Origin of the sequence: Kitasatospora sp. NPDC088351, from assembly GCF_040685575.1 — a bacterium.
Taxonomy (GTDB): Bacteria; Actinomycetota; Actinomycetes; order Streptomycetales; family Streptomycetaceae; genus Kitasatospora.
In genome coordinates this window covers 1-22787 of sequence record NZ_JBFBIL010000081.1, presented here as the reverse complement: position 1 = coordinate 22787, position 22787 = coordinate 1, and the positions used below count along the sequence as shown (strand labels likewise).

Here is a 22787-nt window from a genome sequence, read left to right as displayed (position 1 = left end):
TCTCCCTTGTACGGATGAGACGGATGAGGTGGTGTCGGCTCAGCGGCTGCGGCGGTCGTTCCGAATGTTCTTGATTCGCTCCGCGATGACGGGTTCGTTGACCGTCCCGTGGAAGTTGAAGACGGCCCCCGCCCTGGCAGGCTGTTGCGGCTCGGGGTGCGCCGGGGGCGTCGGAGCGGGGCGCGGAACGGCGCTGTCGGGGTCGGGCAGGTACCCGCGAAGGGCGTCGGCGGGCAGGCCAGGGACAAGCAGCCGGCACGACGCCTCGAATCCAGGCTTGTCGGCCACCCGGGCTGTGGCCGATAGGACCTGACGCTCCGTCGCTTCTGGCCGGGTGCGCCCGGCCTGCACGGATCGCTGGTAGACGGGCTCCGAGAGGACGGCCGCCAGGAACAGCCCGTTGTCGGCCGCAGCCGCGATGGCCTGGTAAGCCGCGTCGCTGTTGACCAGCCGACAGGCATCGTTGATTGCGGCGCCGCGGCGGTCGGGAACGCTCAGCGGACCGACGTGGACGGCGGCCCGGAGGCGGATGACCGGTGCGGCGGCCATTCGGATGCCCTCGTAGCGCTGGAGCGCGGCGCTCAGGTTCCCCAGCAGCGGATCGACCAGTCGCGCGGCGTGCCGGGGCGGGAGCACCAGGATGACACCGTCGCCCGCGTCCCTGTAACCGGTGCCCAAAGTGCAGGGTGCGGGCAGCCCGCTCTGGGCGAAGACGGTCTCCAGGATGCTGTCCAGATCGGACCGGACCGGTGCCATCTGCGCTTCGGGAAGCCGGCTGTAGCCCTTCATGTCGACAACCATGACGGCCTGCTCGGGCGGCACGTCGTGGCCTGTTGCGTCGTGGTCAGGCAGGGAGGCGGAGGAAGTCACGGGTGGGTGGCCTTTCGGCAGTCGGGGCGGTGGACGAGGCCCCATGCTGCTCGGCCGGACGGAGCGGCGGTGCCCAGTACTGGGCACCGCCACGGTGGCCTGCGTCACTCAGGCGAGCACGTCGGCCTGGATGGCCGACATGTTCCGGATAACCAGTCCGCCGCCGGCCTCGGTCCCGAGCCAGCCCCGTTCCCGCCACGGCCTGATCGCGCTGCCCACGCCGTTCCGGGAGGCTCCGATCAACTGCGACAGCTCGGTCTGAGTCAGCCGCACCGCGGCCTCGGCGCCGTGCCGGGAAGCCGCCTGGACCAGTCGGCCCAGAGCGGCGGCCAGACGCACCGGCACCGGCGCGGTTGCCATTTCCAGCCGGGCCGCCTCTGCCTCCCGGACGCGCGCAATGGCGTGCCGTAGCAGAGGAATTGTCAGATCGTGTTCGTGGACGAAGGCGAGGAAGTCGGGAGCGGGGATGAGGTGGACGCGGCACGGTTCGGCGGCGATCACCGAGGCCGAACGCGGCTGGGCGTCCAGGACCGCGAGTTCGCCGAGCAGTTCGCCGGCGCCGCGGACGGCCAGCAGTGTCCGCTCGCCGTTGGCGCCCGCCAGGGTGACCAGGGTGGATCCAGAACTGAGCAGGATCACCTGGGTGGCGGGGTCGCCCTGGCGGAGCAGCATGGATCTGGCGGGACGACTGCGTTCCGGTGCGAGATTGCGCAGTTCTGACCAGAGCTGATCACCGATGATAGATTCATGGCAAAGATACATATGCCCCCCCTGAGTTCCCTCGGACAACAGCGGCACGATGTTCTCAATTCGTGCAGGAAATCAACAGGCCGATTCCGGTCACCGTGCCCGCCGCAGCGATCAGGTCCACCGAGGTCCTGACGGCCCGGAACTTCCGCTCGGCGAGCCCGGCCAGCCGCCACAGGCGCTGCGCCTCCAGTTCGATCAGGGCCGCCCGGTCCAGAGTCGCCAGGTCGGCGAGGGCGTTCGCCGTCACCGGACCGAACCGGAAGGACTCCAGCTCGGCCAGCGACCGGCCCTGCGGCAGCACGGGCCGGATGACGAGAAGCGCGGCCGCCGCAGCGGCGAGCAGGAGCACACAGCCGCACAGCACCGCCGCGGTCAGCAGCGCCGGTCCGGTGGACCAGGCCGGGACGGCCGCCACCGCTGCGGCCAGCGTGCCGCCGGCCAGCGCGCAGAGCGCGGCAGCCTTCCCGTCGGCACGCTGGAGCTCCACGAGCACCGCCGCCGACCTGGCGCCGAGCACCGCTTCCACCGGAACGAGCGAGGGGTCGGCAGTCCCGCTGTTCTTCTCCGGCATCGAAACCCCCTGAGATGGTCGGACGATTCGGTCGTGACCACTCTCCGGGAGGCGGGTAGCAGCGGAAGCCCAGTACCGGGCACCGCTGCTGTTCGCCGCGTCACAGCTGGACGCCCACAGTGGCCGAGGAGCGTCAGCCGCCGTAGAGGGTGCGGCAGATACGGGCCTCCTCTGAACGGACACCTCACCGATGGCGATCAGCCCGGCCCGACTGCTCCTGGGTGCCGACGTCGTCCGGGGCTACCCGTCCGGCACCGGCGCCCCGGCACACCGGTTCGCTTCGGCGCCCCAACGTGCCGCGATCTAGCATGAAACAAGAGGTTCGGCTCGATGTCCCGCAGTACCGGGTGAGGAGGCCGCCATGGCGCAGTACGGCAGCGGCGGATTCGGGCAGCCGGACGGTTCCCGGTATCCGCCGATCTCCGAGCACGGTCTGATCGGTGATCTCCGTACCGCCGCGCTCGTCGCCACCGACGGCACCATCGACTGGTACTGCTGCCCGCGCTTCGATGCACCCAGCGTGTTCGCGTCCATACTCGACGCGGACCGGGGCGGCCGTTTCGAGCTGTCCGCGGACGTGCCGGCCCGTACCCGGCAGTTCTACTTCCCCGACACCAACGTCCTGATCACGCGGTTCTTCGCGGCGGACGGGGTGGCGGAGATCCAGGACTTCATGCCCGTCGTCGACGAGTCCCGCGAGGCGGACCGCCACCGGCTGATCCGGCGGGTGCTCTGTGTCCGCGGGACGCTCCCGTTCCGGGCGAAGATCGCCCCGCGCTTCGGCTACGGGACCGAGACGCACACCGTGGAGCTCGGGAGCGGTTACACGGAGTTCCGCTCCCCCTCACTGTCCCTGGCGCTGACCACCACCGTGCCGGTCGAGACCGACGGCGTGGACGTGTGGTCGCACTTCAAGCTGCTGGAGGGCGAGTCCGCGGTGTTCGCCCTCGACCGGGTGAGCAGCGGTGTCAGCCCGCGTTCCTGCCCCCACCTGGAGGCGGAGCGGCAGTTCGAGGCCACCGTCCGGTTCTGGCGCCACTGGCTGTCCCGCTCGCAGTACCACGGGCGGTGGCGGGAGATGGTGCATCGCTCGGCCCTGGTCCTGAAGCTGCTCACCTACGCGCCCACCGGCGCGATCGTCGCCGCCCCGACCACCAGCCTGCCCGAGCAGATCGGCGGCGAGCGCAACTGGGACTACCGCTACGTGTGGGTCCGCGACGCGGCCTTCTGCACCTACGCCATGCTCCGCCTGGGTTTCACCTCGGAGGCCGAGGCCTTCATGGGCTTCATCTCCGAGCACGGGATCATGCGGGGCACCAACGCGACCGGCCCGCTGCAGATCATGTACGGCATCGACGGGCGCTGCGACCTGCCCGAGTACGAGCTGTCCCACTTCGAGGGCTACCTGGGGTCGGCGCCGGTCCGGGTGGGAAACGCCGCCACCCAGCAGCTCCAGCTGGACATCTACGGCGCGCTGATCGACTCCGTCTATCTCTACGACAAGTGGGGGCAGCCGATCAGCAGCGGTCACTGGGACGAGGTCGGCGCCGTGGTGGACTGGCTCTGCGAGTGCTGGGATCAGCCCGACGAGGGGATCTGGGAGACCCGGGCGAGCCGGCGCAACTTCGTGTACTCGCGGCTGATGTGCTGGGTCGCGCTCGAACGGGCGATCCGGACGGCGAACCGGCGCGGACTCCCCGCCGACCTGCCCCGCTGGCGCCAGTCCCGCGACGCGATCTACCGGCAGATCATGGCGCGCGGCTGGTCGGCCGAGCGCGGCGCTTTCGTCCAGGGGCTGGACGACAAGGTCCTCGACGCGTCCCTGCTGATGATGCCGATGGCCAAGTTCATCTCGCCCACCGACCCCAAGTGGCTCTCCACCCTGGATGTGCTCACCTCGGACCTGGTCTCCGACTCCCTGGTCTACCGCTACGACCCGACGGCCAGTCCGGACGGACTTCGGGGCTCCGAGGGCACTTTCTCGATCTGCTCCTTCTGGTATGTCGAGGCGCTGGCCCGGGCGGGCCGGCTGGAGGAGGCCCGGCTGGCCTTCGAGAAGATGCTCACGTACGCCAACCATCTCGGCCTGTTCGCCGAGGAGATCGGCCGCACCGGTGAACAGCTCGGCAACTTCCCCCAGGCGTTCACCCATCTCTCCCTGATCAGCGCCGCATTCAACCTGGACCGCGCCCTGGGCTGACCGCGGCTTCGCGGGAATCACTCACCGCGCTGTGCCGCCCCGGCGACCAGCACGCCGCCGGTACCGCGATCGAGCACCGCCACGCCCTGAGCGCGCTCGACGCCGCCGGCCCCGATCCGCCCGCCGCCCGAAACCTGCTCGGGCAGCTGACCAGCCGAACGAGTGAATCGGACGACGGCTCCGCGCTGCGCGACCTCCTCGCCCACGAGAGCGTCCACGACCGCCTCGAACCCGGACGGACAGCCCGGCTCGAACGCGCGCTCGCCGCCTGCGCACTGGGCTCCGCCACCCTGCCCGTGCCCGCCCGCGACCGGCCGGAGGCCGCCCTCGCCCGCGCCCGGAAGGTGCTCGAAAAGTCACCGTTCGACCCGGGCTCGCCCGGAGGTAAATCCGCTTGAACGCCGCACTCGAACAGCACCATCATCGGACGCCGAGCACCCCGTAGCACTTCCCTGAACTCAGCTTTGCGGTAGCTCACTTGGCTATCAGAGCGCCCTGGTTCAGTAATCCTGCGCACCCGCGCGCCAACCGTGTCCGGAGGACCTGTGGCGAAGACCGGCACCGACCGACGGGCAGTACCCGCCCCGGAGATCGACTTCGGCATACCGAGACCTCGTGCATCCACTCACCCGCGTCCTGCACACCGTCTGGGACGGGCCCGAGACGGTGCTGCGGCTCGGCGACGAGGCCCTGGCCCTGCACATGGTCCCTCTCGACGAGGTGCTCGACCTCAAAATCCCGCTCTACATGCACCACTACCTGCCGCTGCTCACCGCGGCGGCTGCCAAGCGCCCCGGGAGGACCTCGTGACCCAGCTCGACGAAACCGGCCGCCCAGCGGACACAGCAGCCCGCGAGCCCGGGACGGACCCGCTGACCCTGGTCGTCGGCGTCCACCTCGTCCTGGTCGACGGCGACACCGTGCTGCTCGGGCGGCGGCGCAACACCAGCTACGCCAACGGGCTGTGGCACCTGCCGGCCGGGCACATGGAGCGGGACGAGCCGGTCACCCGCTCCATGACGCGCGAGGCCGAGGAAGAACTCGGCATCACCATCGCCACGGACGACCTCGCGCTCGTCCACACGCTGCACCACCTCGACGCCGACGACGGCCGCAGTCGGCTCCAGCTCTTCTTCCGCCCCGCGCACTACCGCGGGCAGGTGCGCAACGCGGAGCCGCACAAGTGCGAGGAACTGCGCTGGTGGCCGATTGGCCGGCTGCCGGCCGACATCGTGCCCTACACCGCGCACGCCCTGGGCGAGATCGCCTGCGGCAACCTGCTCTCCACCGTCGGCTGGCCGGCATGACGGCACACACCCTGCCCGACGACGCCGACCGGCTGCTGCACGAGACGGCAGGTCCGTACGAGTTGCTGGGCGTGCGCTCGCGGGACCGTGCGGGCCGACCGTCGGTGTGGGAGATCCGGACCGGCGACGGGCGACGGCTGTTCGCCAAGCGACACAAGAACGAGCTCATGCACCGGCGTGAGACCTCCGCCTACCGGCACCTCGCACCCGCCCTCGGCGGCGGTCGGGCCCCGACCTTCCTCGCCGAGGACACCTCGTCGCTGCTCGTCGTCACCACAGCACTGCCCGGCACCCCGGCCATCAAGGCCGCCCTCGGCCCGGCCGAGGAACGGGAGGTGTACCGGCAGGCCGGCCTGCTCGCGGCACGCATCCACACCCACCCGACCTCCGACGGCGTGGTCGGCGAGCGGCTGCCCTGGAGCAAGGAACGCGAGGGGGCGCTCGCCCGTGCCCACGACGCCCAGCTGTCCGACGAGGACGTCGAGGTCCTGGCCGAGGCCACCCGCATCGAGCCCCGGCATACCGCTCTCACCACCTGCCACGGCGACTTCGGCCCCCGGAACTGGCTCGTCCACCGCGGCGACGATGGCCGACTCATCGTCGGCGTGATCGACTTCGAGCGCAGCCAGGTCGAGGAGCCGGTGCGCCGCGACCTGATGCGGGTCATGCTCCAGCTCACCCCGCACCGGCCCGACCTCCGCACGGCGTTCCTGAGCGGCTACGGACGCGAACTAACCCCCGGCGAGTGGGCGGCGTGCCGGGTCTGGGCAGCGATCGACTGCCCCGCCGTCCTGCGCTGGGCCTTGGACCACCAGCACGACGAGGAGATCCTCGGCTACGCCCGCACCGTCCTGGAGCAGCTGCGCCACCCCGCACCGACCGTCTGAAGTCCCCATCCGCTCAGCCATCTTGGAGGTAGCACTGTGGAGAGCCTTCGCCAGGCCGTAGCCGTGATCGCCCACGACCGGGACCAGGGCCTGGTCGCGACCGTCCACTACGCGGCGAACAGCTGGAGCAACACGCCGGCGTGGACCATCCCCGGCGGCAAGGTCGAGGTCGGCGAGCGCCTCGACGAAGCCGCGGCCCGCGAGCTGCGGGAGGAGACCGGGCTGATCGTCGCCGCCGAGGACCTGCGGCTCGTCCACACGGTCCAGGTCGCAGCCGGCTGGGACGGCCGGGGTCCGTTCCTGCTGTCGGTGTTCCTCGCCACCGCCTGGCGCGGCGAACTGACGAACACCGAACCGGACAAGCACCTCGATGTGCTCTGGTCCCCGGCCGACGCACTGCCCCTGCCGATGTTCCCGACGTCCCACGCCGCGCTCACGCTCTACCTGTCCGGCGGACGGGGCTTCTCCACCCACGGCTGGGAGGACGAGCGCTTCGACCCGCGCACCCTGGTCGGCGGGTGAGAGCGGTGGCCCGACACCGACGGCCACCCGGCCCGCAGTTGCCGGCCGACGCCGACGACCGGCTGCGTGCCATCGCCGACGAGCAGCCTGTCGTGGAGGAAGGCGTCGCCACCTTCCCCGGCAGCACTGTGCCGTACGCCTACCGCACTGTGCACCAGCCGGACGGCAGGACCGACCGTCACCTCGTCCGCCTCGATCCCCCGCCACCGGATCCGTCCCGCTGACCGCCTTCCTGGAGGAATCGCCGTGCCAGGCCTCTCTGTTCGCCCCGCCATCCCGCAAGACGCCGACTGCAGCTCGGTCGAACCGCGTGCCACCGAGGCCGGTGCCCCGCCCTGCCGTTCCCTGGGCTTCGGTCCGCTCGACGGCTACCTGGTGCGGCGGCCCGGGCCCGAGGGGTGGGGCCGGTGAGCGGCTTCGACCTCGACGCCTACAACGAGCGGGCCCGCACCGGGCCGTGCTTCATCTGCTCGTTGCTCGCCGGCGTCCCCGGGTACGAGCACCGGGTCGTCCTGGACGACGGCGTCCATGTCGTATTCCTCGACCGCTACCCGACCCTGCCGGGCAAGCTGCTGGTGGCCCCGCGCGCCCATATCGAGGACGCCATCGGCGGGTTCACCGAGGAGGAGTACGCGGCCCTGCAGCTGGTGGTGCACCGCGTGGCCACCGCGCTCGCCACGGCCGTCCCGACGGAGCGCCTGTACGTGCTCAGCCTGGGGAGCCGGCAGGGCAACGCGCACGTCCACTGGCACGTCGCCGCGCTGCCTCCCGGTGTCCCGTACGAGCAGCAGCAGTTCCACGCCCTGATGACCGAGGGGGCCGGCGTCCTTCCGGACGACCCCGAGCAGTCCGAACACCTCGCCACCCGGCTCCGTGCCCACCTCCATCGATACGCCCACGGCGACGCCATGTCACCGGCGACTCGGCCGAGTCCCGCAGAGGAGACCACTTGAAGACCCGCCCGTCCAGCCCCGAGCCCGAGGGCGAGGTCTCCGACAGCGAGCGGTTCCTGTTCGGCGGCCGGCTGCGCTACGACTACAACTTCGACGACCACGAGCAGACCATGCTGAAGGTCGGATTCCTCACCATCGCCCGCCAGATCCCCGGGATGCTCCGCACCGCGCTGCGCCTGGCCTGGCAGGCCGATCGCACCGCGCTGGTGGCCGTTGCGGTCGCCGAACTCGGCCGGGCCCTGGCCACCGCGTTCGGCCTGCTCGCCACCAACCGCGCCCTCGCCTCCTTGTTCGCCGTGGGCAGCGCCGACCGGCTGCTGCAGGCAGCGCTGCCCGCGGTCCTCGCCGTCGGCGGGGCCTCCGCCGTGTCCGCCGTGCTGCGGACCGTCTCCCAGTGGGCGGGCGGCCGGCTGGAGCCCAAGACCGAACGGGCCGCGACCGTCGCCTATCTCCGCCGGGCCGCCCGCGTCGAACTCGCCGCGCTGGAGGAGCCCGACTTCAGCAGGATGCTGGAATCGGCGCGGTTCGGCACCGCAGCCGTCCGCCGGCTGATCAGCCAGAGCATCGCCGTGCTCACCGCGCTGCTCGGCCTGGTCGCCGCCGGCGGCGTCCTGCTCAGCCTCGACCCCGTCCTGCTGCCCATGCTGGTGCTGATCGCCGCCCCGAAGGGCTGGGGCGCGGTCCGCTCCGCCCGCCGCCGCTACGGCTCGGTGATGGCCTGGCTCCAGCACCACCGGGCCGCCTCCCTGCTCGCCCAGCTCATCACCCAACCGCACTCCGCGGCCGAAGTCCGCGTCCACGCCATCGGCCCGTTCATCCTCGGCCACTACACGGCGATGGCCGAGGCGTCCGAACAGGAGCAGAACCGCCTCGCGGCGGCGACCGCCGTCACCTCACTGCTGGCGTCCGTCCTCTCGGGCCTGGCCGCCGCCGCGACCTTCGCGCTGCTGGGCTGGCTCGTCCACGACGGGCACATGGCCCTCGCGGTCGCGGGCACCGCCGTGGTCGGCATCCGTACCGGCGCCGCCGACATCACCTCCCTCGTCGGCACCGTCAACAACCTCTACGAGGAGGCCCTGTTCGTCGCCGACCTGGAACGGCTCCAGCGCGAAGCCGAGCGCCGCGCCATCCCCACCGGCGGCACCGCCCTGCCCGAACGCCCGGACGTCATCACCCTGGAGGACGTCGCCTTCACCTACCCCGGCCGCAGCACCCCGGCCCTGTCCGGAATCACCCTGACGATCCCGCGCGGCCGGGTGGTCGCCCTGGTCGGTGACAACGGCTCCGGCAAGACCACCCTCGCCAAGGTCCTCACCGGCCTCTACCCGCCCGCCACCGGCCGGATGCTCTGGGACGGCGTCGACGCGACCGCCGCCGACCGCGACCAGCTGTTCGCCTCGGTCGCCGTACTCGAACAGGGCTTCCAGCAATGGCCGTTCACCCTGCGCGCCAACGTCCTGATCGGCCGGCCCGAGCACGGCGACGACCCGACGCTGCTCAAGCGGGCCGCCGACCACGCCGACCTGCACCCGATCGTCGAGGCCCAGGACAACGGCTGGGACACCCTCGCCGCCCGCGGCTTCAAGGGCGGCGTGCAGCTGTCCGGCGGCCAGTGGCAGCGCATCGGCATGGCCCGCGCCCACCACCGCGCCACCACCACCGGCCCCGGCGGACGCCCCGCCCACCTCGTCATCGCCGACGAACCCACCAGCGCCCTCGATCCGAAGGCCGAGATCGCCGCCTTCGCCCGGGTCCGCGAACTCGCCGACCGGGGCCAGGCCGTCATCCTCATCACCCACCGCCTGGCCGCCACCGCCGACGCCGATCTCATCTACGTCCTCCACGAGGGCCTGCTCGCCGAACACGGCACCCACGCCGAGCTGATGGCCGACCCGGCCGGCCGCTACCGGGCCTCCTACCTTCTCCAGGCCCGCCAGTACGCCACCGGGATCCCCCACCAGCGGGACGCGACGACCACGGCCGGCGTCGAACCCGCCTGACCACCCACCGATACGGAGCAGCCGATGCCCACCTGGGACGAGATGTGTTCAGCAGCCGAGGAGGTGCGCGCCCGCTACGACGACATCAACCAACACGAACTGGGCCGCATCTGGGACCTGACGGACTTCGTCCTCGGCTTCACCGGCGACGTGGGCGACCTCGCGAAGCTGGTCATGGCCCACCAGGGCCACCGCGCCGATCTGGCCGCCGATGCCGGGAGGATCGGTCACGAGCTGTCCGACTGCTTGTTCTCGCTGATCGTCATCGCCAAGGAGTCCGGCGTCGACCTCGGCGACCGGTTCACCACCGACATGGCGGCCCTCGCCACCCGCCTTCGCCCCGCAACGGGCCCGGAGCCCGCCACCGGGGCACGCGTCGAAACGCCGTCGGCCCCGACAACGGCCACGGTCGGGGCAGGCGGTCGCGGCGGGGCGGCGGCCCGGACCTTCAAGGTCGAGCCGACCGGTCCCGAGGTGTAGGGCCGGGCAGGACCACACCCTCTCCCGGCACGCCGGGAGAGGGTGTGGTCGCGCCTGGTCTGCGCACCGTGCGGCCGTGGTGGTGGGTCAGTCGGTGGTTCGGAGGCCGGTTGCGGTTTCCGTGTCGGGCCGGACGGGGTGCGGCCGGGCGGTCGGTGCGGTGTCGTCGCGGCTTTCCACGAGGACGGCCGGTTCAAGGGGAGAGGCGATCTCCTGGGGCTTGCTGTGGGACGCCCAGTCGCGGATGCCGATGACGACCATGACGAAGAAGATCGCGTAGACTATTCCGGAGAAGTAGAGCTCGGAGTGGATGGCGAGGGGGACGCCGACCAGGTCCACGGCGAGCCAGACGAACCAGAATTCGACGTACCGGCGGGCCTGGCTGTACATGGCCAGGATCGAGCCGACGAAGATCCAGGCGTCCGCGAGGACCATCCACCAGGGTGCGCCGGGGTAGAAGGAGGCGTCCGCCGTCTTGAGCAGGGCGCCGAAGGCGAGACTTCCGGCGGCCATGACGGCGATCAGTGCGACGCGCTGGCCCCATGGCGCCCAGCGGACGTTGATGGTGCCTTCCTTGTCTCTGCTGCGGCGCCATGTCGCCCAGCCCCAGGACGCCGACGCTATGATCACGATCTGCCGGGCGGCGTTGCCTCCGAGGTGGACGTTGATGCTCGCGATCAGCAGCAGGACCGAGCCGAGGATCTGCACCGGCCAGGCCACGAGCGAGCGCCGCAGGGCCAGCCAGACGGTCGCGAGCGCCAGGATGTTGCCCAGGAAGTCGGACCAGTAGACGGGGACGCCGAAGAAGCTGAACTGCTCGTTCAGCCACTGGAATACGCTCATTACTCACGCCTTTGTTCGTTCGGAGCGAGGTGGGGGTTGTGCTGCGGGACCGGACCGGGCCGGTCGTGGCGCGCGAAAGCCGGCTGGGGGGCGGCGGTGGGCGTGGGGGTGCGCGCCGGGTGTGTGTGCGGGGTGGGAAGAGGGTCAGGCGGTCGCGGTGTCAGCGGTGTCAGCGAACGCGTTGAGCGCGTGGGCCAGGACGCGCCGCCCGCGTTCCGAGGCGAGGAACTCCTCGGAACGCAGGACGTCCTGCCGGGCGGCGCGCACCAGATCGTCGGGCGAGGCGAACTTCACCGTGTCCCGGATCCGGGCCACGAACCACAGTCCGACGCGCTCGCCGTAGAGGTCGTCCGACGTGTCGTGGCAGTACACCTCGGTGTGGATCTCCGCCGTGTCGCAGAAGGTGGGGTTGGAGCCGACGCTGATCGTCGCGCGGTGCAGGGCGCCGGTGGGGTGGCGCACGACCCAGCCGCTGTAGACCGCGGGCGGTGGGACCGGCGAGCCGGGGTCGGGCGCGATGTTCGCGGTGGGGAAGCCGAGCCCGCGGCCCCGGCCGGCGCCGTGCACCACCGTGCCCGTGAGGTGCGCGAGGACGGCCGGGGCGTCACGCATGGGGGGTGAGCTCCCGGAACTGGCTGGTGTGGAAGACGAGCGGCTCCACACCGGGGAACAGCTCGGCCGTCATCAGCTCCATGAGCACGATCTCGTGGTCGCCGCCGTCGTAGGTGGCGCTCACCCGGGCCGTCAGCCACAGTGCGGCGTCGTCGATCACGACGGCGCCCTCGGGCGTCGCCCTCCACGCGACGCCGTCGAAGCGGTCGGCCTCGCGGGAGGCCAGGCGCCGGCACAGCGCGCCCTGGCCGCGGCTGAGCACGCTCAGTCCGAGGACGGGCGCCTGCGCCAGGCGCGGCCAGGTGGTCGAGGTCCGGGCCACGCTCACCGCGGCCATGGGCGGTTGCAGCGAGATCGAGACGAACGAGCTCGCAGCGAACCCGACCGGTTCGCTCCCGCGCAGCGCGCCGATCGCGACGACGCCGGTCGGGTAGGCCCCGAACGCCTGGCGCAGCGTCGCCGGGTCGAGTTCCTCCGTCGGCGCGGTGGGCCGGGGCGGGTGGTGGGCGGACGTGGCCATGGTCTTCGCCGTCCTCTCGTCTCGGGTGGGGTTTCTCAGTGCCGGTGCCGTGCCGCGGGGTGGCTGTCCGGCAGCGCGCGGTCGGACGCCCCGGTGAGCCGTTCGCGCAGGCTCTCGCCCGGGGTGTACTCCCCCCGGAACACTCCGCGTGCCCGCAGGATCGGCAGGACCGACTCGACGAAGTCCGTCGTGGAGGTCGGCTGGACGGTCGGGGAGAGCAGGAACCCGTCGAGGTCGGCGCCTTCCGCGAGCGCGCAGATCTCGTCGGCGATCTCCTCGGCCGTGCCGACGACGGGCCGCGCCCCGACGCCGTGGGTGTGCCAGTCGGCGAGGACGTCACCGACCGTCTTGCCGGCGAAGCGGGCCACCTGGGTCTGCGACAGCTCGGTGGACAGGTCCGCCATGGGCGTGTGGGGCGGGTAGGAGGAGAGATCGAGCCCGGTGAACATGGCGTAGCTGGCGACGGTCACCTCGGACCGCTGGGCGTCGAGGATGCGCTGGTAGCGGCGCTGGGCGTCGGAGGTCGTCGCGCCGACGACGCACGAGAACGCCGACATCACCTTCACGTCGTCGGCACGGCGGCCCGCCCTGACGGCCTCCTCGCGGATGGAGGCGGTGTGCCCGGCGAGCTGTTCGACCGAGCCGCTTCCCACGAACATGCACTCGCCGTGCCGGCCTCCGACGCGGCGGCCGGCGGGCGAGGCCCCGGCCTGGAACAGCACGGGCGTGCCCTGGGGGGAGCGCGCGGTGTTGCCGTATCCCTGCGAGCGGAAGAAGGGGCCCTCGTGGGTGACGAGGTGCACCTTGGCGGGGTCGGCGAACCTTCCGTCCTTGTCCTTCTCCAGCGCGTCGGGCTCCCAGGCCCCCTCCCAGTACTTGTAGACGAGGTCGAGGAAGTCCTCGGCCATCCGGTAGCGGTCGTCGTGCGCGACCATCTCCATGCCGAAGGCCTTGACCGCGGTGTCGGCGGTGCCGGTGGTCACGACGTTCCAGCCGATCCGGCCGCCGGAGAGCTGGTCGAGGGTGGCCAGGCGGCGCGCGAACGCGTAGGGGGGTTCCACGAGGACGGAGCCCGTGATGACCAGGCCCAGGTCGGTGGTGGTGGACAGGAGCGCGGCGGCCACGACCATCGGGTCGAGTCGCGGGAGGTCGAGGGTCTCCTCCGTGGCGATGGGCGGGCGGACTCCGTCGATCTCGGACCAGCCCCAGGCGTCGGCGAGGAACAGGAAGTCCAGTTTGGCGTCCTCGCAGACCGCGGCGAGTTCGCGCCAGTACCCGAGGGTGTCGAAGAGGTGTCGCCGGCTGTCGGGGTGGCGCCAGGTGGCGGTGCCGCTCGCGTTGGTCTGCGCGTTCTCGAACAGGCCGAGCTTGAGGTTCCTCATGGGTGGTTCTCCGTTGTGCTGGTGGGGGCCCTGCGGGGTGTCAGGAAGCGGTGGGGGCCCTGGGGGTTTTGTCAGGGTGCCGGGCGGTGGGGGCCCTGCGGGTCGGGAAGGGCTCTGCGGGGGTCAGGAAGCGGTGGGGTCCGCGGGTGTGTCGAGCTGGGCCGCGTAGGGCATGGCGGCCTGCGCGCCCAGGCCGGTGACGGCGTGGGAGGCCGCGCGGACGGCGCGTTCGGCCGCGGCGGCGAGGCCCGCGCCGCGGGCGAGGGCGTCCGCGAGGGCGCCGCAGAAGGTGTCGCCGGCGCCGACGGTGTCGACGGCGGCCACCAGCGGGGCGGGGATGTGCGTGGCGCCGGCGCGGTCCGCCTGCTTCAGCAGGGCCCCGTCCGCCCCGAGGGTGACCACGACGGCCCGGCACGGGAGCGCGGCGCCCTCCAGCAGGTCCCGCGCGCCGTCGAGGGTGGCGGGCCGCTCGGTGCCCAGGAGCGAGGCCAGTTCGCCGAGGTTGGGGACGAGGACGTCGACGGCGGCCAGAACCCGTGCGTCGACGGGTCGGGCGGGGGCGGGGTTGAGGACGACGATCCCGCCCTGTTCGCGGGCCCGCAGGACCGCCTGGTCGACCACGTCGGAGGGGATCTCGTTCTGGACGAGGACGACCTCCCCCGCCGACCGGACGAGCCGCGGCGGCAGGTCCTCCACCCCGAGGCCGGCGTTGGCCCCCGGGTTCACGACGATGGTGTTCTCGCCGGCGTCGTCGACGACCACCGCCGCGATCCCGGTCGTCGTGCGTGGGTCCGACCGCACGGCTTCGACGTCCACGCCCTCGGAGGCGAGCGCCCCGAGGATGGCGGAGGCGTCCGCGCCGACCCTGGCGACCAGCCGCACCCGCGATCCGAGGCGGGCGGCCGCGACGGCCTGGTTGGCCCCCTTGCCGCCCGCGCCCTCCACGAAGCGCCGCGCGAGCACGGTCTCGCCAGGCCTTGGCAGGTCCCTGACGGTCAGGACGAAGTCGCGGTTCACTGAACCGACAACGGTGATGGACGGCATTGAACGCTCCTTGGGAGATCGATCTCCCACATGCTGGACCAGCACTCACACGCCGTCAAGTACCCTCATCCTGCACATCCCGCCCCGCACGGCCGCCCCACCGCCGTGGCGCACCCGCCCACCGACCGCGAAGGACACCCACGTGACAGCGCCCCGACTCCTCGACGTGGCCGAGGCCGCCGGCGTCTCCCGCGCCACGGCCTCACGTGTCCTCGCCGGCACGCCCCGCAACGTCGACCCCGAGCTCGCGCGCCGCGTCGAGGAGGCCGCACGGCGGCTCGGCTACCGGACCAACCACTCCGCCCGGGCGCTGCGCACCGGCACCACCGGCACCGTCGGCGTGGTCGTCCCCACGCTCGCCAACCCCTACTTCGTCCAGCTCGCCGACGCCATCGCCCAACAGGTCCGCGCCGCCGGTGGGCAGTTGGTGGTCTCCGACGCCGCCAACGACACCGCCGTCGAGGCCGAGCAGATCGAGACCCTGCTCGACGGCCGCGTCGACGGCCTGCTCGTCGTCCCCGTCTCCGCCGGCGCGTCCGGCCCCGCCGTCCGGGCCGCCGCCAGACGCGCCCCCGTCGTCCTCTTCGACCGCTGGGCCACCGACTCCGGCACCGTCGCCGTCACCCTCGACAACACCGCCGCGATGCGGCTGCTCCTCGACCACCTCGAAGGCCTCGACCGTCACCGGATCGCCCTGGTCGCCGCCGACCAGGCGTCCTCCTCCGGCGCGGAACGCCTCGCCGCCTTCACCGAGGCCCGCGGGGCCGACGCCACCACCGTCCTGCTGCCCAGCTTCACCACCGACGCCGGCCGCACCGCGGGCCGCCGCATCGCCGAACAGCACACCCGGATCGACGCCGTCGTCTGCGGCGCGGACGTCCTCGCGGTGGGACTGGTCAGCACGCTGCAGCGCTCGGCGGTCTCCGTGCCCGGACAGATCGCCGTCACCGGCTTCGACGACACCGAGATACTCGAACTCCTCGACCCGCCCATCACCTCCATCCGCCACCCGCTGGCCGCCATGGCCGAGCGCGCGCTGACGCTCCTTCAGGCACCCGGCCGCGAACGGGCCGAACGGGTCGAGCGGTTCCCTCCCCGGCTCGTCGTCCGCGCCTCCACCGACGGATAGCCCCGAGAGGGACGGCAAGCCCGGCGGGGCAAGATCTGACGGTCTGGCATCTGACGGGTGGGAAAATCTGACGCGCGGAAACCTGACGGGCGGCCGCCTCGCCCCGGCCTTCGCCGCGCGTCGTCCGGACCGGCATCCGGATGCCACGCATGAACGCGATCACGGAACGCCGGGTGCGATCCTGCCGAACCGGGCTGTTCGACCGCACCCTCATCCGGAACCGGGCCCACCTGCTCCACGCACCGCGCGAGTACGAGCAGTTCCACACGCGCCGGCCGGGCCGCGGCCCACGCCGAACGGTGGTCCGGCCACGCGCCGGTGACGGTGGCGGTCACCCGGGTATGTCACCCGGTGGGCGCCGAGGTGGTCCGGAAGCGGTTGATCGCGTCGATGTGCCGGGCGCGCAGGTCGTGGTCGCGGATGCCCATGCCTTCGTGGGGGGCGAGGCAGAGGACGCCGACCTTGCCCTGGTGGAGGTTGCGGTGGACGTCGTAGGCGGCCTGTCCGGTCTCGTTCAGGGGGTAGGTCCTGGAGAGGGTGGGGTGGATCCTGCCCTTGGCGATCAGGCGGTTGGCCTCCCAGGCCTCGCGGTAGTTGGCGAAGTGCGAGCCGACGATGCGCTTGAGTGACATCCACAGGTAGCGGTTGTCGTATTCGTGGTTGTAGCCGCTGGTGGAGGCGCAGGTGACGATGGTGCCGCCCTTGCGGGTGACGTAGACGCTCGCACCGAAGGTCTCGCGGCCGGGGTGCTCGAAGACGATGTCCACGTCCTCGCCGCCGGTCAGTTCGCGGATCCGCCCGCCGAGGCGCTTCCATTCGCGCCGGTCCTGGGTGTGCTCGTCCTTCCAGAACCGGTAGCCCTCGGCGGAGCGGTCGATGACCGCCTCGGCGCCCATCGCCCGGCAGATGTCGGCCTTCTGTCCACTGGAGACGACGCAGATGGGGTTGGCGCCGCCGGCGAGGGCGAGCTGGGTGGCGTAGGAGCCGAGGCCGCCGCTGGCGCCCCAGATCAGCACGTTGTCGCCCTGCTTCAGGCCCGCGCCGTTGCGGGAGACCAGCTGGCGGTAGGCGGTGGAGTTGACCAGGCCGGGGGCGGCGGCCTCCTCCCAGCTGAGGTGCCTGGGCTTGGGCATCAGCTGGTTGGACTTCACCAGGGCGATTTCGGCGAGGCCGCCGAAGTTGGTCTCGAAGCCCCAGATGCGCTGTTCGGGGTCGAGCATGGTGTCGTTGTGGCCTTCGGAGGATTCGAGTTCCACGGACAGGCAGTGGGCGACGACTTCGTCGCCGGGGTGCCAGGCGTTGACGCCGGGGCCGGTCCGCAGGACGACGCCGGCCAGGTCGGAGCCGATGACGTGGTAGGGCAGGTCGTGGCGCTTGGCGAGGGGGGAGAGTCTGCCGTAGCGCTCCAGGAAGCCGAAGGTGGGCAGCGGCTCGAAGATCGAGCTCCAGACGGTGTTGTAGTTCACAGCACTGGCCATGACGGCGACCAGCGCCTCGCCGGGGCCGAGTTCGGGGACCGGCACCTGCTCGATGTGGAGGGACTTGCGCGGGTCCTTGTCCCGGCTCTCCATACCGGCGAACATCTCCGCGTCCTGCTTGTGGACCGTGACGGCCCGGTAGGACTCGGGGAGCGGCAAGGCGGCGAAGTCCCGCCGAGTGGCCTCGCCGGAAACGACGGCGCTCACGATGGCTTCCACGTCAATCACCTCACGTCGGTTTGCTACTGCGACAGTTGTCTGGTGGTCGGGGCGGCTGAAGCCTTCGCCGGACGAGCCGACGGCGCCGGAAGGATGCGGCGGGGAACGGTACGCGGGCGACGGGGACGCTTCCACTCACGGGACGCCCGGCGCCCGCTCGATATCGGCGACCAGCTCGCCCCGTCGCCGGCCACGAGCAGCCAGTCCCGGTCGGATTCCGGGCGCAGCTTCTCGACAATGTCCCGGTTTTCGGGATAGGCGACGTGCAGGTCGCTTATCCCCGGCAGCTGGCCGTGGTTCATCGGCCGGCGCAGTGAACGGTGCGGGTGCGGCCGTCCCGCATAAGCGGGTGAAAAAGTGTCACAGCAGTGAAGTATCGCGGCGGCGACTGTCGTGCATACCCCTATCTTCGCCCGCCGACACCCCTATCTTCCCCGGTGTCGGAACCCCTATCCTCCCTGGTGATCGGGCGTTGTCCGCAGCATTGATCACTGTCCTCATCGCTCGGGTACCATCCCCCCCAACTGCCGCCAGCCATACGGGACCCGGCCGTCGGCAATCTGACCAAGGATTCGGAGTGTTGAGCATGCTGACCGGCAGAGGAGAGCAACTTGCCAAGCTTGTGGATGAATTCTCCCGCTGCCTCTCCGGCAATGCAGGCGTTGTGGTTCTCCAAGGGCCGGCCGGATTCGGCAAGACAGCAATCCTAGCGAAATTCGCACGGCAGTTGGAGCAGCACCGGGCCGTGGTTCTCCGTATCACCGGAAACCCCGGGGAGCGGGAGGTTCCGCTGGCGGCCCTGCGCCAGCTGCTCCACGACCCCGCGCTGCCGGCCCCGGAGCACGCGCCGCTGCGGGCGGCGCTGGGCGTGCGGACCCCCGCCGGTGCCGCCGCCCCCGACGCTACCGCAACGGCCGAAACGCCGTCCGGCGAACGCGCCTTCTGCCTGGCCCTCCACAACCTCGCGGCCCGCGTGCCCGTGGTGGTCCTGGTGGACGACGCGCAGCACGTCGACGCGCCGACGCTGCGCCACCTGCTGGCCACCGCACGCTCCGTACGCACCGACCCGCTGCTGCTCGTCCTGACCGAGACCGCCCACGAGCGGCACCGCGACCCGGCGTTGCGCACCCTCTTCCTTCAGCACCCGAACCTGCTCCGGCTCTTCCTGCGCCCACTTCGCCCGAATGACGTCGCCGAGGTGCTCGGCGAGACGTTCGGGGCGGCCGAGGCGCACCGTCGCGCCCCGTCCTGGCACACCGTCAGCGGCGGTAATCCGCTCCTTCTCAGGGCCTTACTGGAGGATCATCACACCGCCGCCGCGCAGGGGCGCGCCCCGACGCCGGCCGAGCCCCAGGTCGGTGAAGCCTTCATCGCCGCGGTGCGCAGCATTCTGAGACGCTCCGACCCGATCGCCGAGGACCTGGTGAAGGGGCTGTCGGTGCTCGGCCGCGCGGCGTCGCCCGAGCTGCTGAGCCTCATGCTGGACGTCAGCCGCGGCACCGTGACCCGCGGCGTACAGGCGCTGAACGCGATCGGGCTGATGGACGGCTGCGCGCTGCGCCACCCGCTGGTGCAGACGACACTGCTCGACGAGTTGGCGCCGCAAGGACGCGCCGCCCTGCACCGGCGTGCGGCCGAGCAGCTGCGCCGCGCCGGTGGCAGCGGCCTCACCGTCGCCGAACACCTGCTGGCCGCCGGGTCTTCGACCTCGTTCGAGCCGTGGGCCGTCGATGTCCTGCGGTGCGCGGCCGAGCACGTGCTCGCCGGCGACGTGCCCCTGGCGGTGAGGTACCTGGAACTCGCCTGCGCCGCCTGCGCCGACCCGGCACAGCGCGTCGAGATCCGGCTCAGGCTCGCGGCCGTCCTGCTGCGGCTGGACCCCTCCGCGGTCGAAACCCATCTCATGGAGCCCCTCGCCCTGCTGGACAGCGACCGGCTTCCCGAGTCCTGCGCCGGTCCGCTGGCCCGGCTGCTGCTCGCGCTGGGGCGGGTCGAGGAGGCGCGACGGACGCTGCACCACTTCGGCGGCGCGGGAAAGGACGATCCCGGCACGGCGGACGTGCGCGGGATCCTCGACACCGCACTGATCGGTTCGACGCCGACGACGCCGGCCTGCGGTTCCGCCGCGCCGGCCGTGACACTGCCCGGCCCCACCCCGGCGCGCCCGGTCCGCAACGAGCCGACCGCCCTCGTCGCCGAGGGCTCACTGCAGCTACTGGCGCTCACCGAGGCGACGTTCGAGCCCGCCGTGACCGCCCTGTCCGCCCTGGCCCGGGGCAACCGCTGCGCGGCCGAGATCGAGGCGCGGTGGCAGCTGCTGACCGGCGAGGCCCGGGGATGGCAGACACCGGGCTGGCGGACCATACTCGCCATGATCCGCGGCGAGATCTCCCTGTCGCAGGGCAACCTGCACAAGGCGGTGGAGTACGCCGCCGACTCCCTGGAGGGGGTCACGGAGGAGATCGGCAGCGTCTTCGCCGCAGGAGCGATCGCCACCCAGATCCTCGCCTACACAGCCATGGGACGGCTGAACGCGGCGGCCCGCCAGCTCAGCCGCCCGGTCCGCGACAGCGTGTTCCGGAGCGTCTACGGGCTGAAGTACCTGCGAGCCCGGGGACACTACTACCTGGCGACGGGCCGGGCGCACGCCGCACTCGGCGAGTTCCTCACGGCGGGGCGGCTCGCCAGGCAGTGGCACGTCGACCAGCCCGTGCTGCTGCCCTGGAACATGGACGCCGCGGAGGCATGGCTGCGCATCGGCGAGCGCGAGCCCGCCGAGCGCCTGATCAGACGCCAGCTCGACGAGACCGGCAGCTCCCGTATCCGGGGAACCGCGCTGCGGCTGCACGCGGGGCTCGGCGAACCCGCGCTGCGTCCCCGGACACTGACCCTGGCGGTGGCGGAACTGGAGAGGTCCGGCGACCGGCTGGAACTGGCCCGCGCCCTGGCCGACCTCGGCCGGGCGCACCGGGCCCTGGGCGAGTTCAGCAGGGCCGGCGCGATCACGGACCAGGCCTGGCGGCTGGCCAAGGAGTGCGGGGCCGACGCCCTGTGCGAAGCCATTCGGCCGGGCCGGCTGAAGGCACATGAGCAGTCCCGGGCGGACGACAACGAGTCCAGCCCCATCTCCAGACTCAGCGATTCGGAAATACGGGTGGCCGCCCTCGCGGCACGGGGCTCCACGAACCGTGAGATCGCGGCCGAGCTGTACATCACCGTGAGCACCGTCGAGCAGCACCTCACCCGCGTGTACCGAAAGCTCAACATCCGTGGGCGGCGGCAGCTCGTGATGGACCTCGGCGTGGACCGCCTCCCCATGGCATCCGGAATCGCCTGACGGAACCGGCCGGACACGGATGGTGACGACCTGTCGGGAGCGGGCCGGAAGAGACCATTCGACGACACATGGAGAACCGTGACCGGCGGGGACCCCTGCGGAAGCCCCTGAACTGCCAGGAATGCCGTAGGGGGTGGCATTCGAGAAATTAGGGGTTGGCCCCCCTGACCGTGCGCGATAGCCTCCCACCAGCTCCAGCTGCCCAATTCTGCTTCCGCATTTGATTTTTCTGTGGAGAGGCAATCCGAGTCGCGATGTCTGGGAACACCGAGATGCACAACGATCCGATCGCCGTTGTCGGACTGGCCTGCCGCCTTCCGCGCGTGACCACCCCGGACGAATTCTGGGCACTGCTCCGTGATGGCACCGACGCCATTACCGGAATACCCGAGAACCGTTCCGGGGCCACCGGACCCGGCCGGGAAACCGGCCGGGGCGGATTCATCGAGCAGATCGACCGGTTCGACCCGGCATTCTTCGGCATATCGCCGCGGGAAGCCGCCGCCATGGATCCGCAGCAGCGCCTCGTGCTCGAACTCGGCTGGGAGGTGCTGGAGGACGCGGGCGCCCTCCCGTCCTCCCTGGCAGGCAGCCGCACCGGCGTGTTCGTCGGCGCCATCGCGGACGACTACGCGGCCCTCCAGCACCAGCGGGGCCTGCCGGCCCTCACCCAGCACTCGCTGACCGGACTGCAGCGCGGCATCATCGCCAACCGCGTCTCCTACACCCTCGGACTGCGCGGCCCCAGCATGGTCGTGGACACGGGCCAGTCCTCGTCACTGGTCGCCGTCCACATGGCCTGCGACAGCCTGCGGCGCGGAGAGTCGCACATCGCGCTGGCCGGCGGCGTCAACCTCAACATCGCCCCCGAGAGCTTCGTCGGCGCGTCGAGGTTCGGAGCCCTCTCGCCCGACGGCCGGTGCTACACCTTCGACGCCCGGGCCAACGGCTACGTCCGGGGCGAGGGCGGCGCCCTCGTGGTCCTGAAGCCGCTCTCCCGGGCGGTCGCCGACGGCGACCGGGTCTACTGCCTGATCCACGGCTCCGCGACGAACAACGACGGCGGCGGCCTCAGCCTGACCACGCCCGACCGGGCCGGGCAGGAGGAAGTGCTGCGCGAGGCCTACCGGCTCTCCGGGGTCGACCCCGCCGAGGTGCAGTACGTGGAGCTGCACGGCACCGGCACCAAGGTCGGTGACCCGGTCGAGGCGGCGGCCCTCGGAGCGGTACTGGGCGCGGCCCGGTCCGCCGACGCCCCGCTGCGGGTCGGCTCCGCCAAGACCAACGTCGGCCACCTGGAAGGCGCGGCCGGCATCACCGGCCTGCTGAAAGCCGTCCTTTCCCTGCGCCACCGGGAACTCCCGCCCAGCCTCAACTTCGAGACGCCCAACCCCGCCATCGCGCTCGACGCGTTGAACCTCCGCGTCCAGACCGAGCTCGAAGCGTGGACCCGCCCCGACGACGGACCCCTGATCGCCGGCGTCAGCTCGTTCGGCATGGGTGGCAGCAACTGCCACATGGTGCTGTCGAGTTGGTCGGGGACGGCGCGGCCCTCGGCCACGTCGCCGGCTGCGCCCGGGGGCACTGGTTCCGTGGTGCCGTGGGTGGTGTCGGGCAAGTCCCCGGCCGCACTGCGCGCCCAGGCCGCGCGGCTGCGTGAGCAGGTGGCGGCGTCGCCGGAAC

The 22787-nt window shown here is 71.8% G+C and carries 22 protein-coding genes and 1 pseudogene; 12 read left to right on the top strand and 11 right to left on the bottom strand.

Annotation, left to right across the window (positions count from 1 at the left end):
- Nucleotides 1-39 precede the first annotated feature (39 nt).
- The 3 genes from AB0P06_RS33940 to AB0P06_RS33930 form a co-directional block, all read right to left on the bottom strand.
- Entirely contained in the window at nucleotides 40-870 is an 831-nt protein-coding gene (locus tag AB0P06_RS33940; RefSeq protein WP_363614303.1) for a hypothetical protein, read from the bottom strand.
- Nucleotides 871-978: 108 nt separating this feature from the next.
- Entirely contained in the window at nucleotides 979-1632 is a 654-nt protein-coding gene (locus tag AB0P06_RS33935; RefSeq protein ID WP_363614327.1) for a Crp/Fnr family transcriptional regulator, read from the bottom strand.
- A gap of 43 nt (nucleotides 1633-1675) precedes the next feature.
- Nucleotides 1676-2191, bottom strand: coding sequence for a Pycsar system effector family protein (locus AB0P06_RS33930; protein ID WP_363614301.1), 516 nt, complete (start codon nucleotides 2189-2191; stop codon nucleotides 1676-1678).
- Nucleotides 2192-2552: 361 nt separating this feature from the next.
- On the opposite strand from AB0P06_RS33930, the gene AB0P06_RS33925 reads away from it, so the two are divergent.
- Nucleotides 2553-4391, top strand: coding sequence for a glycoside hydrolase family 15 protein (locus AB0P06_RS33925; protein WP_363614296.1), 1839 nt, complete (start codon nucleotides 2553-2555; stop codon nucleotides 4389-4391).
- Between the two features lie 17 nt (nucleotides 4392-4408).
- Here the strand turns inward: AB0P06_RS33925 and AB0P06_RS33920 are convergent, their stop codons facing one another.
- The gene (locus AB0P06_RS33920) at nucleotides 4409-4597 is read right to left on the bottom strand and encodes a hypothetical protein (RefSeq protein WP_363614294.1); all 189 of its coding nucleotides are present in this window, start codon (nucleotides 4595-4597) and stop codon (nucleotides 4409-4411) included.
- 409 nt (nucleotides 4598-5006) lie between these two features.
- Here AB0P06_RS33920 and AB0P06_RS33915 point away from each other — a divergent pair, with 409 nt between their 5' ends.
- From AB0P06_RS33915 to AB0P06_RS33880, 8 genes are all read left to right on the top strand, one after another.
- Nucleotides 5007-5201, top strand: a complete 195-nt coding sequence (locus tag AB0P06_RS33915) for a hypothetical protein (protein WP_363614292.1) — start codon at nucleotides 5007-5009, stop codon at nucleotides 5199-5201.
- On the top strand, nucleotides 5198-5698 hold the full coding sequence (locus AB0P06_RS33910) for an NUDIX domain-containing protein (RefSeq protein ID WP_363614290.1): 501 nt from the start codon (nucleotides 5198-5200) through the stop codon (nucleotides 5696-5698). The genes AB0P06_RS33915 and AB0P06_RS33910 overlap by 4 nt, the downstream gene beginning before the upstream one ends.
- Nucleotides 5695-6585: an aminoglycoside phosphotransferase family protein gene (locus AB0P06_RS33905; RefSeq protein ID WP_363614288.1), complete on the top strand. Its 891-nt coding sequence runs from the start codon at nucleotides 5695-5697 to the stop codon at nucleotides 6583-6585. The genes AB0P06_RS33910 and AB0P06_RS33905 overlap by 4 nt, the downstream gene beginning before the upstream one ends.
- Nucleotides 6586-6621: 36 nt before the next feature.
- A complete protein-coding gene (locus AB0P06_RS33900) occupies nucleotides 6622-7107 on the top strand; it encodes an NUDIX domain-containing protein (protein WP_363614286.1) in 486 nt (161 codons plus the stop codon).
- A gap of 5 nt (nucleotides 7108-7112) precedes the next feature.
- Nucleotides 7113-7331, top strand: a complete 219-nt coding sequence (locus AB0P06_RS33895; protein WP_363614284.1) for a hypothetical protein — start codon at nucleotides 7113-7115, stop codon at nucleotides 7329-7331.
- Between the two features lie 183 nt (nucleotides 7332-7514).
- Nucleotides 7515-8060 carry an HIT family protein gene (locus AB0P06_RS33890; RefSeq protein ID WP_363614282.1) on the top strand — a complete coding sequence of 182 codons (546 nt, stop codon included), beginning with the start codon at nucleotides 7515-7517 and terminating at the stop codon, nucleotides 8058-8060.
- Entirely contained in the window at nucleotides 8057-10060 is a 2004-nt protein-coding gene (locus tag AB0P06_RS33885) for an ABC transporter ATP-binding protein (protein ID WP_363614280.1), read from the top strand. The genes AB0P06_RS33890 and AB0P06_RS33885 overlap by 4 nt, the downstream gene beginning before the upstream one ends.
- 24 nt (nucleotides 10061-10084) lie before the next feature.
- Nucleotides 10085-10540 carry a hypothetical protein gene (locus AB0P06_RS33880; protein ID WP_363614278.1) on the top strand — a complete coding sequence of 152 codons (456 nt, stop codon included), beginning with the start codon at nucleotides 10085-10087 and terminating at the stop codon, nucleotides 10538-10540.
- Between the two features lie 87 nt (nucleotides 10541-10627).
- Here the strand turns inward: AB0P06_RS33880 and AB0P06_RS33875 are convergent, their stop codons facing one another.
- The 5 genes from AB0P06_RS33875 to AB0P06_RS33855 form a co-directional block, all read right to left on the bottom strand.
- Complete coding sequence (locus tag AB0P06_RS33875; RefSeq protein ID WP_363614276.1) at nucleotides 10628-11383, bottom strand: nicotinamide mononucleotide transporter family protein; 756 nt, start codon at nucleotides 11381-11383, stop codon at nucleotides 10628-10630.
- Nucleotides 11384-11527: 144 nt separating this feature from the next.
- On the bottom strand, nucleotides 11528-11995 hold the full coding sequence (locus tag AB0P06_RS33870) for a riboflavin kinase (protein ID WP_363614274.1): 468 nt from the start codon (nucleotides 11993-11995) through the stop codon (nucleotides 11528-11530).
- The gene (locus AB0P06_RS33865) at nucleotides 11988-12515 is read right to left on the bottom strand and encodes a flavin reductase family protein (RefSeq protein ID WP_363614272.1); all 528 of its coding nucleotides are present in this window, start codon (nucleotides 12513-12515) and stop codon (nucleotides 11988-11990) included. The genes AB0P06_RS33870 and AB0P06_RS33865 overlap by 8 nt, the downstream gene beginning before the upstream one ends.
- 35 nt (nucleotides 12516-12550) lie before the next feature.
- Nucleotides 12551-13897, bottom strand: a complete 1347-nt coding sequence (locus AB0P06_RS33860; protein ID WP_363614270.1) for an NtaA/DmoA family FMN-dependent monooxygenase — start codon at nucleotides 13895-13897, stop codon at nucleotides 12551-12553.
- 123 nt (nucleotides 13898-14020) lie between these two features.
- Entirely contained in the window at nucleotides 14021-14941 is a 921-nt protein-coding gene (locus AB0P06_RS33855) for a ribokinase (protein ID WP_363614268.1), read from the bottom strand.
- 142 nt (nucleotides 14942-15083) lie between these two features.
- Here AB0P06_RS33855 and AB0P06_RS33850 point away from each other — a divergent pair, with 142 nt between their 5' ends.
- Entirely contained in the window at nucleotides 15084-16070 is a 987-nt protein-coding gene (locus tag AB0P06_RS33850) for a LacI family DNA-binding transcriptional regulator (protein WP_363614266.1), read from the top strand.
- Nucleotides 16071-16414: 344 nt separating this feature from the next.
- On the opposite strand, the gene ccrA is transcribed toward AB0P06_RS33850, so the two are convergent.
- Both ccrA and AB0P06_RS33840 read right to left on the bottom strand, forming a co-directional pair.
- Nucleotides 16415-17773: a crotonyl-CoA carboxylase/reductase gene (gene ccrA / locus AB0P06_RS33845; protein ID WP_363614325.1), complete on the bottom strand. Its 1359-nt coding sequence runs from the start codon at nucleotides 17771-17773 to the stop codon at nucleotides 16415-16417.
- 176 nt (nucleotides 17774-17949) lie between these two features.
- Nucleotides 17950-18069 (bottom strand): annotated as a pseudogene (locus AB0P06_RS33840) (metallophosphoesterase); the annotation flags it as partial.
- Nucleotides 18070-18353: 284 nt separating this feature from the next.
- Here AB0P06_RS33840 and AB0P06_RS33835 point away from each other — a divergent pair.
- Together AB0P06_RS33835 and AB0P06_RS33830 are read left to right on the top strand one after the other, a co-directional pair.
- Entirely contained in the window at nucleotides 18354-21104 is a 2751-nt protein-coding gene (locus tag AB0P06_RS33835; RefSeq protein ID WP_363614323.1) for an AAA family ATPase, read from the top strand.
- Between the two features lie 272 nt (nucleotides 21105-21376).
- Nucleotides 21377-22787, top strand: a 1411-nt coding sequence (locus tag AB0P06_RS33830) for a polyketide synthase (RefSeq protein ID WP_363614264.1), incomplete at its 3' end; no start/stop codon positions are given.

Excerpts from the sequence above, each read along its gene's own strand:
- AB0P06_RS33925 (WP_363614296.1), top strand. The coding sequence starts at position 2,553 with ATGGCGCAGTACGGCAGCGGCGGATTCGGGCAGCCGGACGGTTCCCGG.
- AB0P06_RS33835 (WP_363614323.1), top strand. The coding sequence starts at position 18,354 with ATGCTGACCGGCAGAGGAGAGCAACTTGCCAAGCTTGTGGATGAATTC.
- AB0P06_RS33875 (WP_363614276.1), bottom strand. The coding sequence starts at position 11,383 with ATGAGCGTATTCCAGTGGCTGAACGAGCAGTTCAGCTTCTTCGGCGTC.
- AB0P06_RS33935 (WP_363614327.1), bottom strand. The coding sequence starts at position 1,632 with ATGTATCTTTGCCATGAATCTATCATCGGTGATCAGCTCTGGTCAGAA.
- AB0P06_RS33880 (WP_363614278.1), top strand. The coding sequence starts at position 10,085 with ATGCCCACCTGGGACGAGATGTGTTCAGCAGCCGAGGAGGTGCGCGCC.
- AB0P06_RS33865 (WP_363614272.1), bottom strand. The coding sequence starts at position 12,515 with ATGGCCACGTCCGCCCACCACCCGCCCCGGCCCACCGCGCCGACGGAG.
- AB0P06_RS33930 (WP_363614301.1), bottom strand. The coding sequence starts at position 2,191 with ATGCCGGAGAAGAACAGCGGGACTGCCGACCCCTCGCTCGTTCCGGTG.
- AB0P06_RS33860 (WP_363614270.1), bottom strand. The coding sequence starts at position 13,897 with ATGAGGAACCTCAAGCTCGGCCTGTTCGAGAACGCGCAGACCAACGCG.
- AB0P06_RS33905 (WP_363614288.1), top strand. The coding sequence starts at position 5,695 with ATGACGGCACACACCCTGCCCGACGACGCCGACCGGCTGCTGCACGAG.
- AB0P06_RS33855 (WP_363614268.1), bottom strand. The coding sequence starts at position 14,941 with ATGCCGTCCATCACCGTTGTCGGTTCAGTGAACCGCGACTTCGTCCTG.
- AB0P06_RS33870 (WP_363614274.1), bottom strand. The coding sequence starts at position 11,995 with ATGCGTGACGCCCCGGCCGTCCTCGCGCACCTCACGGGCACGGTGGTG.